Origin of the sequence: Streptomyces sp. B5E4 (assembly GCF_039871555.1) — a bacterium.
GTDB lineage: Bacteria > Actinomycetota > Actinomycetes > Streptomycetales > Streptomycetaceae > Streptomyces.
In genome coordinates, this window is the sequence record NZ_JBDPMI010000003.1 from 385,589 (window position 1) to 400,588 (window position 15,000).

The window sequence follows — 15,000 nt, forward strand, 5'->3', positions numbered from 1 at the left end:
CCGACTCCGAGGAGAGACGTGCCCGAGAACCGGCACATAGGCAGGCGAGCGCTGCTCGCGGGCGCGGCGGCGGGAGGCATCGCCGCCGTCATCCCGCAGCCGGCGGCCGCACGGGGCCGCCGCGTGGTGGCCCGCCCGCTGGCCGACCCGGACGGCTCGCTGCCGATGACCTTCCTGTCGTACGTCCACCCCGCCGGCCGGGCCGTCGGCCGCGCGCTCGGGCCGGACGGCGAGGAGGTGCAGGCGGCGTGGCACGGCTCGCGGGTCCGGCGCCCGCGCGCGCTGCACGCCTCCGGTTCGTACACCCTCCAGGGCGTCAACGGGCGCGGCGCGCTGATCGGTTACCACTTCCTGCCGGACGAGAACCGCACCCACGCCGTCGTCTGGACCCGTGCAGGCGCGCCCCGGCGGGTGCTGGCGGGCGACGACCACCGCGCGTGGGGCACGCACATCGACGACCGCGGCCGGGTCCTCGTCCAGACCCAGACGGAGTTCCAGGCCGACCCCGAACTCCCCCCGCGCGGCGGCCTGTACGTCCTGCGCCCCGCCACCACCGCCGCTCCGGTGCGCCTCACGCCCCCCGACCCCGAGGCGGTCAACGCCGCCCCCGACGCACTGGGCAACGGCGGCCATGTGGTCGCCGGGCAGGTGCGCTTCATGGCCTGGTCGCGGGACCCGTTCCTCTGGCACGACGGCACCGTCACCGAACTCACCCGCCTCACCGGCGCGTACCGCCCGGTCTTCGGCGCTGGCGTCAACGCCCGCGGCGTGGTGGCCGGTTCCGCGGAGGGCGACACGGGGGAGTGGCGGGCGTTCGTCTGGGACGGCGACCGCCTCACGGACTTCACCCGCTTCGACGGCGGCGCCAGCAGCGTCCCCCTCGACGGCCGCTTCCTCAACACCGGCGGCGAGGTCATCGGCCGCAGCACCGCCACCGACGGCCCCTTCCTCTGGTCGCCCCGCCGTGGCCTGAAGCCCCTCCCCACCCTCCCGGAAGCCCTCTACGGCACCACGGCCACGGCCCTCAACGACCGCGGCGACGTGGCGGGCCACTGCTTCACGGAGGAGGGCCGGCGCGCGGTCTACTGGCGCCACGGCCGCGTCGTCGACCTGGGCCTGCCGCCCGGCGCGGTGGAAAGCGAGGCGAGCTGGCTCACGCACACCGGCGAAGCCCTCGGCACCGCGTCCTTCCCCCACCCCTCGGGCGGCACGGTGACCCGCTGCTACCGCTGGACGGTCCACTGACCGCCGGAGGCGGACGGGACACCGCGACCGGCCCGGCGCGGCGGGGGCATCGGCGCCGCGAGCCGAGGGGTCAGCCGCCGAAGTCCGCCGCGTGGTCCCTGGCCCACTCCGCGAACGTGCGCGCCTTGTGGCCCGTCACCTCCGCCACCGTCTGCGTCACCGGCTCCGGGTGCGCCACCAACTCCGCGTGGGCCGCCAGGATCCCGTCCGCGAACGACGGGGGCAGGCCCGCCGACACGTACGCCTTGCGGGCCACCTCCGGCGCGGACTCCTCGAAGCGGACGTCGCGGCCGAGGGCCTCGCCGATCGTGCGGACCTGCTCGGCCTGCGTGAGGGTTTCGGGGCCCGTCAGGTGGTACGTCGCCCCGGCGTGGCCCTCGTGGGTCAGGGCGCGGAGGCCGACCGCGGCGATGTCGGCCTCGTGGATGAGGGAGCGGCCCGCCCGGCCGTACGGGGCGTGGACCACGTCGCCCGCGCGGATCTGGTCCGCCCAGTGCAGGGTGTTGGCGGCGAAGCCGCCGGCGCGCAGGAAGGTCCACTCCAGCGGTGAGGCCCGCAGCAGGCGCTCGATGGCGGTGTGGAAGCCGAGGATGCCCTCGGGCTCCTCCGCGGGATCGTCGGACGCGCCCCAGGCGGAGACGTACGCGATACGGCGCACACCCCCGGCGATCGCCGCGTCCAGGACGGCGGAGGCGGTGTCGGCGGTCGGCAGCGGCCAGACGAGGAAGACCTCCGAGACGCCCGCGAAGGCCGGGGCCAGCGTCGCGGGGTCGGCGAGGTCTCCGCGGACGACCTCCACCCCCGCCGGGAAGTCCGCGCGGGCCGGGTCGCGCACCAGGGCCCGTACGGGCAGACCCGCCCAGTGCGCCTGCGCAACCGCCTGACCTCCTACTCTGCCCGTTGCTCCGGTCACCAGGATCACGGTTTTTCCCCTTTCGTCGGTGGCTCTCCCAGCCTCCGACTTCAACCGCACTTGAGGTCAAGTCGACCCGGCAGGGTGCACGTAACACCACCCCCCATTGGGGTCGTGCGCCCAGTGCCCGCGCCCGTCACCGTCCGTAGCTTCGTGGTCAGGCACAGGGAGTGCCGCGACAACGAGGGGTGAAGACGATGTTCGGACGCAAGGAGCGCCACGGGAGGGCCGCGGGTCCCGTCGCCGGCGGTGCGCCGCACGAGGCGCTGCGGCTGGTCAAGGTGACCAAGGTCTACGGGACCGGGGGCGCCGAGGAGGCCGCCGTCACCGCGCTCGACGGGGTGACGCTGAGCCTGCCGGCCGGGTCCTTCACCGCCGTGATGGGGCCCTCGGGATCCGGGAAGTCGACGCTGCTGCAGTGCGCCGCGGGCCTGGACCGGCCCGACAGCGGCGTGGTGATGGTCGACGGCGCGGAGATGACCGGGGGCAGCGAGACGGAGCTGACGAAGTTCCGCCGCGAGCGGATCGGGTTCGTCTTCCAGCAGTACAACCTGCTGCCCACGCTGAACGTCGCGCAGAACATCGTGCTGCCGCTCAAGCTCGCCGGCCGCCGCGTCGACCGCGCCCGCGTCCGCGAGGTGCTGGCCCGCGTCGGCCTCGCCGACCGGATGCGGCACCGGCCCGACCAGCTCTCCGGCGGTCAGCGGCAGCGCGTCGCCATCGCCCGCGCGCTCGTCGCCGCGCCGAGCGTGGTCTTCGCCGACGAGCCGACCGGTGCCCTCGACACCCGCAGCGCCCGCGACGTACTGGGCCTGCTCCAGGAGACCGTGCGCGTCGACCGCCGCACCGTGGTGATGGTGACGCACGACCCGGTGGCCGCCTCGTACGCGGACTCCGTGCTGTTCCTCGCCGACGGCCGGCTGGTGGGGCGGATGAACGCCCCGACCGCCGACGCCGTCGCGGAGCGGATGACCCACCTCGGCGACATGTACGAAGCCGATGCCCCGCACCACGACCCGCGCCACTCCGCGCCGATGGGGGTCTGACCGGTGTTCTCGCTCGCCATGCGCTCCATCCGGCAGCGGCCCGGCCGCTTCGCCGCCACGCTCCTGTCCGCCTTCCTCGGCGCGACGATCATCATGATGTTCAACTCGCTCCTCGACACGGCGGGCGCCAAGGGCGTCGACGACGTCAGCTCGGAGTCCCTGTCCACGGCCGCCATGGTCGTCGGCGGCTACGGCTCGCTGCTGGTGTTCTTCGCCGTCGCCTCCACCCTCACGGTCGCCGTACGGCAGCGCACCACCGAGATCGACCTGCTGCGCTCCACGGGCGCGACGCCCGCGCAGATCACCCGGATGATCGTCGGCGAGGCGGCGGCCGTCGGCCTCGTCGGCTCGCTGCTGGCGATCGTCCCCGGCATGGTCGGCGGCCGGATCCTGCTGGACATGTTCCAGGACAGCGGGCAGGTCGCCGGCGACGTCGACCACGCCTTCGGCACCATCGCGCTGATGTCCGGCATCGACATCACGCTGCTGGCGTCGGTCGGTGCCGCGTTCCTCGCGGTGCGGCGGGCCACCAGGGCGCGCGAGCAGCACGCCCCGCGCCGCCGGCTGCGCACCTGGGGCGGCTACGCCGCGCTGGGCCTGGGCGGGGCGCTGTGCCTGACCACCTTCGCCCTGGGCGACGGGGGCCCGGAGGCCATGGCGCCGCCGGCGTACGGGGCGATCCTGTTGTCGGTCGGCTTCGCGGCCTTCTCGCCGGCGCTGCTCGGCGGGCTGCTGCGGCTCACCGGCGGGCTCCTGACGGCGTTCGGCGGGGGCAGCGGCTACCTGACGGTGCACGGGCTGCGGCAGCGGGCCGCGCAGTTGTCCGGGGTGCTGATGCCGATGGTCCTCTTCGTGGGCATCTCGGTCGCGACGCTGTACATGCAGTCCGTCGAGAACGACCACATCGAGGCCGCCGGGCTGACGCAGTCGGTGGACGACAAGAACCTGGAGACGCTGAACTTCGTCGTCGTCGGGATCATCGCCGTCTTCGCCTGCGTGATGCTGATCAACACGCTGTACGCGGCGACCTCGTACCGCAGCCGCGAGTTCGGCCAGCAGCGGCTGGCCGGCGCGACCCCCGGCCAGGTGCTGGCGGGCGTCGGTCTTGAGGGGCTGCTGCTGACGGTGACCGGGGTGTTCTTCGGGACGCTCGCGGCGGTTGCCGGGATCGTGCCCTTCACGGTGGCCCGTACGGACGACGTGCTGCCCGGGGCGGGGTACGGGATCTGGCTGGCGGTCGTGGGGGTGGCCGCGGCGGCGACCATGGTCACCGCGCTGGGCACCGCGCGCCGGGTGCTGCGGACACCGGCGGTCGAGACGGTCGCGCTGGCGGCATGAGGGGGCGCAGGGAAGGGCCCGCCGACGGGGTCGGCGGGCCCTTCGGCGTACGTACGGGCCGGAGGGAACGGGCGCACGGCGTACGGGCGTCAGGGGCGCGCGGGCCGAACCGCACCTACGGCGTACGGGCGTTGCGCCCGCTGCCGGCAGGCGGCCCTACCTCAGGTTGCGCTCCGCGTACACGCGCATCGCGTCCCGGACGAACACCGCCGTCCCCTCCCCGCGCGCGTCGTAGTGCGCGCCGAACCGCGGGTCGTCCACGTACATCTGCCCCAGCCCGGCGAACGCCTCCGCCGACGGCTCCTGCCCCTGCCAGCCGGCGCTGATCCACTCGTACTGCCGCTGCGTGATCTCCTGTGCCACCTCGCCGTCCGGCGCCTCGCCCGCGGCGTGCGCCGCGGCGAAGTCGCGGGCGACGTCCTGCTGGCGGCGCTGGAAGTCCCGCCGCTGCTCCTCGCTCAGCGCGCGCCACCACCGGTCGCCCCGCTCGTACGCCGCCTTCCCCCAGCGCCGCGTGACCTCCTCCTCGTACCGGGTGTGGTCGAACCCGTCGAGCACTTCTTCCGCCATGAGCGGCTCCCCTTCCGTCAGCTTCCGCAGTGTGGTCCTCACCGACGCGATCTGCCGCCCGATGCGCCGCCGCTCCTGCTCCAGCAGCTCCAGGTGCGTGGCGAGCGCGGCCGCGGTGTCCTCGGGGCCGCCGCCGGCGTCGAGTACGCCGGCGATGGCCTGGAGGCCGAGGCCGAGTTCGCGGAGCAGCAGGATGCGCTGCAACCGGACGAGGGCGTGCTCGTCGTAGTAGCGGTAGCCGTTGGCCGCGACGCGGCTGGGGCGGAGCAGCCCCACCTCGCCGTAGTGGCGCAGGGTGCGGCTCGTGGTGCCCGCGGTGCGCGCGATCTCCTGGATGGACCACTCCATGACGGTGCAAGCTCCTCGGTCCGTCGTGCCCGGTCGGCCGGTCGGTGTGCTTTCACCGTAGAAGTTGACGTTGCGGCAAGGTCAATCGTCGAAGCTGTGCGGCACCAGCTCGAAGCCCACGGCGAGGTCGGCGCCGCACCGCCTGCCGGTCTCGGTGAGCATCTGGCCGGTGAGTTTGCGGGCGTACTCGCGGGGGTCCTCCTCGCCCAGGCCGAGGATGTACGCCCGGTGCTCGGTCAGCGACGCCACCGCCCGCTCCATGGCCGCCTCGGTGACGTCCTCGGCGTGCGTGGGGTACGGGGAGCCGGCGACGGCGGTCCAGCGGACGCCGCCCCATGGCAGGAGGCCCTGCTCCAGCAGGTCGGGGAAGATCCAGCGGTTGCCCGCGTCGCCGACGGCGTCCAGCACGCCGCGGCCGACTGCCCGGTGGTCGGGGGTGTTGCGCGGGGCGCCGGGCCCCGGCCCCCAGGTGTCGTGGTGGTTGAGGGTGATGATCAGCTCGGGGCGGTGGCGGCGGATGGCGGCGGCGAGGTCGCGGCGCAGCGGCAGGCCCTCCTCGATGACGCCGTCGCGGTGGTCGAGGAACTCCAGCGCGGTCACGCCCACGACCGCGGAGCTGGCCCGCTGTTCCTCCTCCCGCACCCGGGCGCACTCCCCGGGCTCCATCCCGTCGATCCCGGCCTCGCCGCGGCTGGCGAGCACGTACGCGACCTGCTTGCCCGCGTCGGTCCACTTCGACACCGCGGCGGCGGTGCCGTACTCCAGGTCGTCGGGGTGGGCGACGATCGCGAGGGCCCGGTGCCAGTCGTCGGGGAGGGGCGCGAGGGTCGCGTGCGCGGTGTCTGTCATGCCGCCATGGTCACATGACGCGGTGTCACGTCCCGGCCCGGCCGCGGGTCCCGCGGGGGACCGCCGGGCGAACGGCGGGGCGGGCGGCGGTGCGGCGGGGCGAACGGCGACGAGGCGGTGCCGGGCCCGGACCCGGCACCGCCTCGTCGGGGCGGGTCAGTCCAGACCGCGGTCCAGGACCCGGTACAGCTCGCCGTCGTCGTCGCCGTCCAGCGACCAGACCATCGCGCCGCCGAGGTTGCGGTCGTCGATGTACTCGGCCTTCTGGGCGATGACCTTCGGGTCGTCGTACGTCCAGAACGTGCTGCCGTCGAAGAGCCAGGCGTGGCCGCTCTTCTTGTCGCGGTACACCTCGTACTCACCCGAGGCCGCGAACTCCTTCAGGACCTTGTAGTCCTCGAAGCCCGCCTCCCAGGTGCCCGGCGCCGCGCCCGCGGCGGGCTGGTTGAAGCCCGTGCCGCCGCCTTCGACGCCCTTCCAGCCGCGGCCGTAGAACGGGATGCCGAGGACCAGCTTGTCCCGCGGCGCACCGCGCAGCAGCCAGTCGTCGACGACCTGCTGCAGGCTGTCGTCGGGGGAGTGGATGGCGGACTGCTGGTTGGTGTTCTTCTCCCAGGCGCCGTGCAGGTCGTAGCCCTGGAGGGTGGCGTAGTCCAGCTGGGGGAAGAGCTTGCGGGTCTCGTAGCCCGCGTCCATCGCGTTGGCGTTCGCCGGCAGGAACGCGGTGAGCAGCAGGTGCCGTCCGCGGCCCTCGCGCGAGCGCTCCACCCGGTCGAGCTGCCGCCGGAACTCGGCGACGACCGCGGTGAAGTTCTCCTTGTCCTCGGGCCGGTAGATCGTGTCGACGTCACCGGGGTAGTTCGGCCACTCCCAGTCCAGGTCGATGCCGTCGAAGACGCCCGCCGCGCTGCCGGGGCCGCCGCGGCCGTCGATCCGCGGCAGGTTGCCCTTGATGAACAGGTCGATGCAGGAGGACACGAACTCCTTGCGCGACTCGGGCGTACGGACCGCGTCCGAGAAGTACGTGGACCAGGCCCAGCCGCCGAGCGAGATCATGACCTTCAGATCCGGATACCTGGCCTTCAGTTCGCGGATCTGGTTGAAGTTGCCCGCGAGCCGCTGCCGCGACGAGTCGGCCCGGCCGTCGACGGACTCGGCGCCGGTCATCGTCCGCTGGTAGTCGGTGAAGGCGTCGCCCTCGCCCGGGATGTTGTCCTCGAAGCACGTGCCGTCCGGGCTGACGTTGCCGAAGGCGTAGTTGAGGTGGGTCAGCCGCGCGGCGGTGCCGCTGGTGACGAGGTCCTTGACGAGGAAGCCGCGGTCCCGGGTACCCCACTGGGTGAAGTAGCCGACGCGCCGGGCCTCGTCCCGGCCGCCCCGGTCGTCGTCGCCCTGACGGTCTGCGGCGGCGGGGGTGGGGCGCGGGGCTTCGTGCGGGGTCGCGGCGGTGGCACCGGCCGTGGTGAGACCGGGGGTGACCAGGAGGGACAGCGCACAGCCGGCCACGGCCAGGCGGCGCACGAGTCTTCGGTGCATGGAAACCCTCTTCTCGGGAGATCGCGCTTCTCTCGGGTGCGCCGAACGCTATTGGCCTAGACCAATAGGGGTCAAGGGTTCGTACGGTACGGCGCACCCGGTTGCACGCCCCTGCTCACCGCGATAATCGCCACGTTCTAGGGTGAAGCCGGACAGCGGCCCGAGCGGAGGGAGTACGGGCATGACCGTGGACACCGACCTCGGCGCCCTCCTCGACGGCAACGACGTCGCCGGGCTGCAGGCGTGGCTCGCCGACCACCCCCCGCACGTCGTCGCCGACGAACTCGCCCGCGCCGACGAGGTCACCGCCGTCTTCTGCTTCCGGCTGCTGGAGAAGGACCGCGCGGTCGAGGTCTTCGAGGAACTGGGCGCCGGGGACCAGCAGAAGATCCTCGAAGGGCTGCGCGACCAGACGTTCCGGCACGTCGTCGAGGAGATGGACCCCGACGACCGCGCCCGCCTCCTCGGCGAGGCGCCCGCCAACTTCACCCAGCGCGTGCTGGCCGGCCTGAGCCCCCGCGAACGCGCCCTGACCGCCCCGCTGCTCGGCTACGAACAGGACGCCGTCGGCCGGTACATGTCGCCGGAACTGGTGCGGCTGAAGGAGCAGTCCACCGTCGCCGAGGCGCTGGAACGGGTGCGCAGCCAGGGCCCGGACGCCGAGACCGTCTACACGCTGCCCGTCGTCGACGACCGCCGGCACCTGGTGGGCGTGGTCTCGCTGCGGGAGGTGGTGCTGGCCCCGCCCGGGCGGCCGCTCATCGACCTGGTGGACACCGAGTTCCCGCGGGTCTACGCCACGGACAACGCCGAGGCCGCCGCCCGTCTGATGCAGGAGGCCAACCTCCTCGGCCTGCCCGTCGTGGACAGCGAGGACCGGGTCGTCGGCATCCTCACCGTCGACGACGCCATCGAGCTGATCGAGGAGGCGGACACCGAGGACGTGGCCCGGCAGGCCGGCGCCGAGCCCGTCGAGGGGCACTATCTCTCGGTCGGGGTCTTCCGGCTCGCCCGCGCGCGCATCATCTGGCTCTTCCTGCTGATCCTCGCCGCCACCCTCACCGCCGGCGTGCTGCAGGCGTTCGAGGGGGAACTGGAGGCGGTCACCGCGCTGGCGGTCTTCATCCCGCTGCTCGTCGGCACCGGCGGCAACGTCGGCGCCCAGGCCGCGACCGGCGCGGTGCGCGCGATCGCGGTCGGCGAGCTGCGCCCGGGCGACGTGGCCCGGGTGGCGTGGCGGGAGTGCCGGGTGGGGTTTCTGCTGGGCGTGGGGCTCGGCATCGTGGGCATCGTACTGGCGACGATCATGACGGACGGCCGGATCGCGTTGACCGTGTCGCTGTCGCTGGTGGTGATCTGCTCCTGGGCCGCGTCGGTCGGCTCCGTGATGCCGCTGCTGGCCAAGCAGTTGGGGATCGACCCGGCGGTGATCTCGGCCCCCCTGGTGACCACGCTGGTCGACGCCACGGGGCTGGTGATCTACTTCCTCCTCGCCCGCGTGGTGCTCGGTCTCTGAGGGGGCGGTGAGGCGGCCGTGGGCGGGCCTGTGAGGCGCACGGTGAGCACGCGGGCGTACGCCCCGGAACCCCCGCGCACACCCGCCGGTGAACGCGCTCCGTAAAGCTCTCCCCCGGGGTTGCGGGCCACGGTCGCAGATTGCCAGGCTTTCGCGCGTACTCAGGCCGGAACGGCGCAGGCGGCCGGGGGCCGGCGCGGACCGGGACGGCGACTGCGGTGACGGGGGTGTGAAAAAACGGTGCCTCTAGGTGAGCAGCCCGCCTATCTGCGGGTCGCCGCGGACCTCCGCCGGAAGATCGTCAGCGGCGAACTGCCGCCACACGCCCGGCTGCCCTCCCAGGCCCGTATCCGCCAGTTGTACGGGGTCTCCGACACCGTCGCGCTGGAGGCGCGCAAGGTGCTGATGGCCGAGGGCCTGGTCGAGGGCCGGTCCGGGTCCGGTACGTACGTACGCCCGCGGCCCGAGCCGCACCGGCTGGTCCGTACCGGCTACCGCGGCCTCGCCGACCTCACCCCCTTCCGCCAGGAGCAGGCCGACGAGTCGGTCACCGGCTCCTGGGAGTCGCGCAGCGCGCAGGAGCACGCGTGCGGGGCCGTCGCCGCCCGGCTGCACCTGGGTGCCGGCGACCCGGTGATGCGTACGCGCTACGTCTTCCGCTCGGCCGGTGAGCCCGTGCTGCTGTCCACGTCCTGGGAGCCGCTGGCGCTGACCGGCCGCACGCCCGTGATGCTGCCCGAGGAGGGGCCGCTCGCCGGCCGCGGCGTGGTGGAGCGGATGGCGGCGATCGACGTCGTCGTGGACAACGTCGTGGAGGAGGTCGGCACCCGCCCCGGGCTGGCCGACGAGTCCCACGCGCTGGGCGCCGTGCCGGGGCAGCCGGTGCTGTGCATCCAGCGGACGTTCTACGCCTCCGGGCGGGCGGTCGAGACGGCGGACGTCATCGTTCCGGCCGATCGTTACCGGGTCAGTTACCACCTGCCCGTCAAGTAACCCGAGCCCCGGGCCCCTTCTCCCGTCTCAGCCGATTCGAACTTCCGGCCGAGAATGGTACTTCTCGTGTAAAGCCGTATGCGGGGAGTGAATGCCGGGCGTAAGCTCTGGCATATTCGAAAGGCAAGCAGGCGTCCGGGACCGCAGTCGTCCCGCGTGCGGCCTGGGCAGACATGCATACCTGGGGTGGGCTTTATGGGTGCGGGTGACAGTGGCGCCGCACGCCCGTGGGTCATCGTTCGCGAGGACGACAACGGCAACCATTACCGCGTCGGCCGCTACGCCACGCGGGACGAGGCCGAGCGCGTGGTCTTGCGTTTCGGGCCCGCCGGCCAACGGCAGATATACCGGGTGGAGCGCGTCGGCGGCGGGGATGCAGGCCTCGTGTAGCTTCCCCTCCGCATGCAGGTGATATTTTCAATCAAAGCGGGTATGTACCTACCAATCCTCCCAAGTCGGGCAAATCCGACAGAACTCCGCTGGGATGTGGTAGGCGTGAGCAACCCCCCGCACTCCCGCCACGCCGCCGTGACGCCGTTCTCCCCGCTCCCCGACCCCGCCGCGTTCCCCGGCTTCCCCGATCCCACCGGCACCGCCGGGACGCCCCCCTCGGCCGCCCCCTCCGGCCCCGCCGCCCCGCCGGGCCTCGCCGGCTCCGCCGGTCTCGCCGACGCCCCCGGTCTCGCCGAGTGGAGCTTCCCCGCGGACCCCGGCTGCGTGCGCACCGCCCGCGCCGTCGTCCGCGACACCCTGCGCACCTGGCGCCTCGACCCCGTGACCGACCTCGCCGTCCTGCTCGTCAGCGAGCTGGTCACCAACTCCCTGCGCTACGCCTCGGGGCCCGTCGGCCTGCGCCTGCGCCCCGTCGGCGGACCCGACGCCGTCGGCGGCGTCCGCGTCGAGGTCTCCGACACACTGCCGGTGCCGCCGCTGCTCCGTACCGCCGCGCCGGACGAGGAAGGCGGCCGCGGGCTGCAGCTCGTCGCCAGTGTCGCGGTGCGCTGGGGAACCCGGTGCGGCGGAAGGGGCAAGACGGTGTGGTTCGAGCTGGGGCCGGCTGGTTAGAACCTACGAGGGAGGATTCTTCGGCGTACGGAAGGGGGCGTGCGGGGGCGTAGCGCCGGGTGCCGGGCGGGCACCACTTCGCAGACGCAGCGGTTACCGGGACCGGAAGCGGTGGGGCGTTCCGAACCCGTGACCCGACGACCATGTTCCGGATACGGATCTTCCCGCATACTCTGCGGTGCGTACCCGGAGCAGGATCAGCAAAGGGGGCGGTCGCGTGGGAGCACCGTTCTGGCAGAGCAGTGCGCCGGGCTCCATCTACGACCACATCAAGGTGGCCTCCTTCGCCCTTGACGCGGAGGGGCACATCGAGCAGTGGAGTGCCCGTGCCGAGGACCTCCTCGGCATCTCCGCAGCCGAGGTGCTGGGCCGCGACGCCGTCGAGGCGCTGGTGCCGGAGGAGCTGCGGGCGGACGTGGGAGAGAAGGTCGTCGAGATCCTCGACGGCCGTGAGTGGACGGGTCTGCTGCCCTACCGCAGACCGGCGGGGCCCGACGCCGTCGGGCACCCCGCCGTCGACGGCATCGCCGAGCTGTACGTCATGCCCACCACCGGCGTCGGCGGCACCCGCGGCGCGCTGTGCCTCACCGTCGACGCGTACGCGCTGCGCCGTATCGAGACCGACCTCGCCGCCTCGCAGGCCGTTTTCGGCCAAGCGCCGATGGGCTTCCTGCTGTTCGGCACCGACCTGCGGCTCGTCCGCGTCAACGAGCGGGTCGCCGCCGCCTTCGGCGGCACCGTCGCCTCCCACGCCGGCCGCGCGCCCCGCGACTACCTCCCGCGCCCCGAGGCCGAGCGCGTCACCGCCGCGCTCCAGCAGGTCCTCGACACCGGCGAGCCCGTCACCGACATGCAGATCCTCGGGCCCACCCCCGAGGAGCCGCAGACCGGCTCCGTCCCGGGCCAGCGCGAGGGGCAGCCGGGCAGCCTGCGGTGGTCCATATCGCTGTACCGCGTCCACAGCCGTACGGGCCGCCCCATGGGCGTCGCCGCCATCGTCTCCGACGTCACCCGCCGCCGCCACGCCGAGAGCGAGGCCGCCAGCACCCGCCGCAACCTCGCGCTGCTCAACGAGGCCGGCGCCCGCATCGGCAACTCGCTCGACCTGGAGACCACCGCGCGCGAACTGCTGGGCGTCACCGTCCCGCAGTTCTGCGACATGGCCTGCGTCGACGTCTACCAGAGCCTCCTCGACGGCGACGAGGGCCGCCCCGGCCTCGCCGACGGCAGCGCCGAGCTGCGCCGCGTCGCCTTCGCCAGCGCCGTCTCCGACGCGCCCGTCACCGCCGTCGGCTCCACCCACCACTTCGACTTCCACTCCCCGCACGCCGCCGCGCTGCGCACCGCGCAGGTACGCCGGGTGCCGGGCGGCGACAGCGGTCTGGTGCAGACGACGCTCGCCGTGCCGCTGCTCGCCGGGGACACCGTCGTCGGGCTCGTGCAGTTCTCCCGGGCCCGCGGCAGCGAGGACTTCGGCGAACGCGACGCCGCCCTCGCCGCCCAGCTCGCCTCCCGCGCCGCCGTGTGCATCGACAACGCCCGCCTCTACCGCCGCGAGCACTCCCGCGCCCTGATCCTCCAGCGCAGCCTGCTCCCGCCCGGCGACCCCGAGGCCGCGGGCCTCGACATCGCCTGCCGCTACCTCCCCGGCAACACCGCCACCGAGGTCGGCGGCGACTGGTTCGACGTCATCGAACTGCCCGGCCACCGCACCGCGCTCGTCGTCGGCGACGTCATGGGCCGCGGCCTGCGCGCCGCCGTCGCCATGGGCGAGCTGCGCAGCGCCGTACGCACCCTCGCCATGCTCGACCTGGAGCCGGCCGAAGTGCTCGCCGCCCTGGACGAGATCGCCGGCGGCCTCGGCGGCGTCTCCGACGAGGTCTACCTCGCCACCTGCTCGTACGTCGTCTACGACGCGGTCACCCGGCGCTGCACCTTCGCCAACGCCGGCCACCTGCCGCCCGTCGTCGTCGAGCCCGGCGAGCCGCCGCTGCTGCTGGAGGTGCCCGCGGGGATGCCGCTCGGCGTCGGCGGCGAGCCGTTCGAGGAGGTCGAGGTCGAGCTGCCCGACGGCGCCCTCCTCGCGCTCTACACCGACGGCCTCGTGGAGTCCCGCGACCACGGCCTGGACGAGGGCCTGGAGGAGTTCCGCAAGGCGCTCTCCGACCCCGCACAGCCGCTGGAGGACGTCTGCGACCACGTACTCGACACCCTCTACACCCGGCACGGAGAGGACGACATCGCCCTGTTGATGGCCCGTATCCGCGGACTGCCCGCCGACACCGTCGGCGACTGGCTGCTGCCCGCGGAGCCCCGTTCGGTCGCGCTGGCCCGTGAACACGCCCGTACGCAGCTCGCCGCCTGGCACCTGGAGCCGCTGATCGACACCACCGAGCTGCTGGTCAGCGAGCTGGTGACGAACGCGCTCCGGCACGGCGAGGGCGGGCGCAGCGGCGGCGGCGAACCGGAGATACGGCTCCGGCTGCTGCTGGACCGCACCCTGGTGTGCGAGGTCTGGGACAGCAACCTGGTCCAGCCCCGCCGCCGCCGCGCCCGGGACACCGACGAGGGCGGGCGCGGTCTGCAACTGGTCAGCCTGCTCAGCCGGAACTGGGGCAGCAGACGTACCCACCGGGGAAAGACGGTCTGGTACGAACTGGCCCTGCCGGGCAGCGGCCCGGGCAGGGAACTGGACGAGGACGCACTGCTGTCGGCGTTCTGAGCCCGGCGCGCGGGGCTCAGCTCGTGCGGTCGCGCCGGGTCCGGACCGCGGGGAGGCTGCTCAGGCAGCCGCCCGGTCGCCGCTGAGCGGGGGTGCTCCGGCGTCCTTCAGGACGGCCAGCCGGGCGTCGACCTCCGCCTGGTTGCCCAGGTCGTCCAACTGCTCGAACTGCGCGTCCAGGGACGAGTCCGCCAGCTCCGCCCCGCCGGTCGCGCGGGCCTCCTCGCGGCGGATCTTCGCCTCGAAGCGGCCCAGGTCGGCGGTGGGGTCGGTGACGTCCATGCTCGCGACGGCGTCGAGCCTCCGGTTCCGCGCCTCCGCCGTCCCGGCGCGGGCGACGAGCCGGTCGCGGCGGGATTCGAGGTCGGTCAGCTTCTCCCGCATCGCGTCGAGGTTCCGTTTCAGCTTCTCCACCACCTCCGTCTGCGCGGCGATCAGCGGCTCGGCGGCCGCCGCCTCCTTCTCCGAGGTGATCTGCCGCTCCAGCGCCTTGCGGGCCAGGTTGTCGAACCTCTCGGCCTGCGCGGCGTCGCCGGCGGCGCGTACCTCGTCGGCCTTGCGGCTGGCGACGAGGGCCTTGGCGCCCCACTCGTCGGCGGCGCCGGTGTCCTTCTTGTGGTCCGCCTCCATCAGGCGCAGGTTGCCGATGGCGGTGGCGACGGCCTGATCGGCCTCGCGGATGTTGTTGGAGTAGTCGCGGATGAACTGGTCGAGCATCTTCTGCGGATCCTCGGCCTGGTCGACGAGGGCGTTGACGTCGGCGCGGGCGAGCTGAAGGGTGCGGCCGAGGACGGTCTGCTTGCCGGTCACGGGGGTCTCCTTGGGTCAGGGGGCGGTGCGGTGGCGTTCTGGCGGGGGT

Annotated in this window: 12 protein-coding genes and 1 pseudogene; 8 read left to right on the top strand and 5 right to left on the bottom strand. The window is 73.6% G+C overall.

The features are described from left to right. The first annotated feature begins 18 nt into the window (after positions 1–18). Positions 19–1,245 (top strand): hypothetical protein, encoded by a 1,227-nt coding sequence (locus ABGA99_RS06745; protein ID WP_347576260.1) that lies wholly within the window; start codon positions 19–21, stop codon positions 1,243–1,245. 70 nt (positions 1,246–1,315) lie between these two features. On the opposite strand, the gene ABGA99_RS06750 is transcribed toward ABGA99_RS06745, so the two are convergent. Continuing rightward, positions 1,316–2,158 (bottom strand): NAD(P)H-binding protein, encoded by an 843-nt coding sequence (locus ABGA99_RS06750; protein ID WP_347576259.1) that lies wholly within the window; start codon positions 2,156–2,158, stop codon positions 1,316–1,318. Positions 2,159–2,355: 197 nt separating this feature from the next. Here ABGA99_RS06750 and ABGA99_RS06755 point away from each other — a divergent pair, with 197 nt between their 5' ends. Together ABGA99_RS06755 and ABGA99_RS06760 are read left to right on the top strand one after the other, a co-directional pair. Beyond that, positions 2,356–3,204, top strand: a complete 849-nt coding sequence (locus tag ABGA99_RS06755) for an ABC transporter ATP-binding protein (RefSeq protein ID WP_347576258.1) — start codon at positions 2,356–2,358, stop codon at positions 3,202–3,204. A 3-nt stretch (positions 3,205–3,207) separates the two neighbouring features. Next, positions 3,208–4,542 carry an FtsX-like permease family protein gene (locus ABGA99_RS06760; protein WP_347582307.1) on the top strand — a complete coding sequence of 445 codons (1,335 nt, stop codon included), beginning with the start codon at positions 3,208–3,210 and terminating at the stop codon, positions 4,540–4,542. A 156-nt stretch (positions 4,543–4,698) separates the two neighbouring features. On the opposite strand, the gene ABGA99_RS06765 is transcribed toward ABGA99_RS06760, so the two are convergent. The 3 genes from ABGA99_RS06765 to ABGA99_RS06775 all read right to left on the bottom strand — a co-directional run bounded on the left by ABGA99_RS06765 (position 4,699) and on the right by ABGA99_RS06775 (position 7,845). Beyond that, positions 4,699–5,460: a MerR family transcriptional regulator gene (locus ABGA99_RS06765; protein ID WP_347582308.1), complete on the bottom strand. Its 762-nt coding sequence runs from the start codon at positions 5,458–5,460 to the stop codon at positions 4,699–4,701. Positions 5,461–5,541: 81 nt separating this feature from the next. Continuing rightward, positions 5,542–6,309, bottom strand: a complete 768-nt coding sequence (locus ABGA99_RS06770; RefSeq protein WP_347576255.1) for a PIG-L deacetylase family protein — start codon at positions 6,307–6,309, stop codon at positions 5,542–5,544. A 156-nt stretch (positions 6,310–6,465) separates the two neighbouring features. Continuing rightward, positions 6,466–7,845, bottom strand: a complete 1,380-nt coding sequence (locus ABGA99_RS06775) for a glycoside hydrolase family 18 protein (RefSeq protein WP_347582309.1) — start codon at positions 7,843–7,845, stop codon at positions 6,466–6,468. Between the two features lie 181 nt (positions 7,846–8,026). On the opposite strand from ABGA99_RS06775, the gene mgtE reads away from it, so the two are divergent. The 5 genes and pseudogenes from mgtE to ABGA99_RS06800 all read left to right on the top strand — a co-directional run bounded on the left by mgtE (position 8,027) and on the right by ABGA99_RS06800 (position 14,141). After that, entirely contained in the window at positions 8,027–9,361 is a 1,335-nt protein-coding gene (gene mgtE / locus ABGA99_RS06780; protein ID WP_347576253.1) for a magnesium transporter, read from the top strand. Positions 9,362–9,601: 240 nt separating this feature from the next. Next, on the top strand, positions 9,602–10,354 hold the full coding sequence (locus ABGA99_RS06785) for a GntR family transcriptional regulator (protein WP_347576252.1): 753 nt from the start codon (positions 9,602–9,604) through the stop codon (positions 10,352–10,354). Positions 10,355–10,549: 195 nt separating this feature from the next. Beyond that, the gene (locus tag ABGA99_RS06790; protein ID WP_347576251.1) at positions 10,550–10,744 is read left to right on the top strand and encodes a hypothetical protein; all 195 of its coding nucleotides are present in this window, start codon (positions 10,550–10,552) and stop codon (positions 10,742–10,744) included. 294 nt (positions 10,745–11,038) lie between these two features. Continuing rightward, a pseudogene (locus ABGA99_RS06795) lies at positions 11,039–11,419 on the top strand (ATP-binding protein); the annotation flags it as partial. A gap of 217 nt (positions 11,420–11,636) precedes the next feature. Continuing rightward, on the top strand, positions 11,637–14,141 hold the full coding sequence (locus tag ABGA99_RS06800; protein WP_347576250.1) for a SpoIIE family protein phosphatase: 2,505 nt from the start codon (positions 11,637–11,639) through the stop codon (positions 14,139–14,141). A 60-nt stretch (positions 14,142–14,201) separates the two neighbouring features. Here the strand turns inward: ABGA99_RS06800 and ABGA99_RS06805 are convergent, their stop codons facing one another. Further along, positions 14,202–14,951: a PspA/IM30 family protein gene (locus ABGA99_RS06805; protein WP_347576249.1), complete on the bottom strand. Its 750-nt coding sequence runs from the start codon at positions 14,949–14,951 to the stop codon at positions 14,202–14,204. Positions 14,952–15,000: the final 49 nt, after the last annotated feature.

Excerpts from the sequence above, each read along its gene's own strand:
- ABGA99_RS06755 (WP_347576258.1), top strand. The coding sequence starts at position 2,356 with ATGTTCGGACGCAAGGAGCGCCACGGGAGGGCCGCGGGTCCCGTCGCC.
- ABGA99_RS06770 (WP_347576255.1), bottom strand. The coding sequence starts at position 6,309 with ATGACAGACACCGCGCACGCGACCCTCGCGCCCCTCCCCGACGACTGG.
- ABGA99_RS06775 (WP_347582309.1), bottom strand. The coding sequence starts at position 7,845 with ATGCACCGAAGACTCGTGCGCCGCCTGGCCGTGGCCGGCTGTGCGCTG.
- ABGA99_RS06790 (WP_347576251.1), top strand. The coding sequence starts at position 10,550 with ATGGGTGCGGGTGACAGTGGCGCCGCACGCCCGTGGGTCATCGTTCGC.
- ABGA99_RS06765 (WP_347582308.1), bottom strand. The coding sequence starts at position 5,460 with ATGGAGTGGTCCATCCAGGAGATCGCGCGCACCGCGGGCACCACGAGC.
- mgtE (WP_347576253.1), top strand. The coding sequence starts at position 8,027 with ATGACCGTGGACACCGACCTCGGCGCCCTCCTCGACGGCAACGACGTC.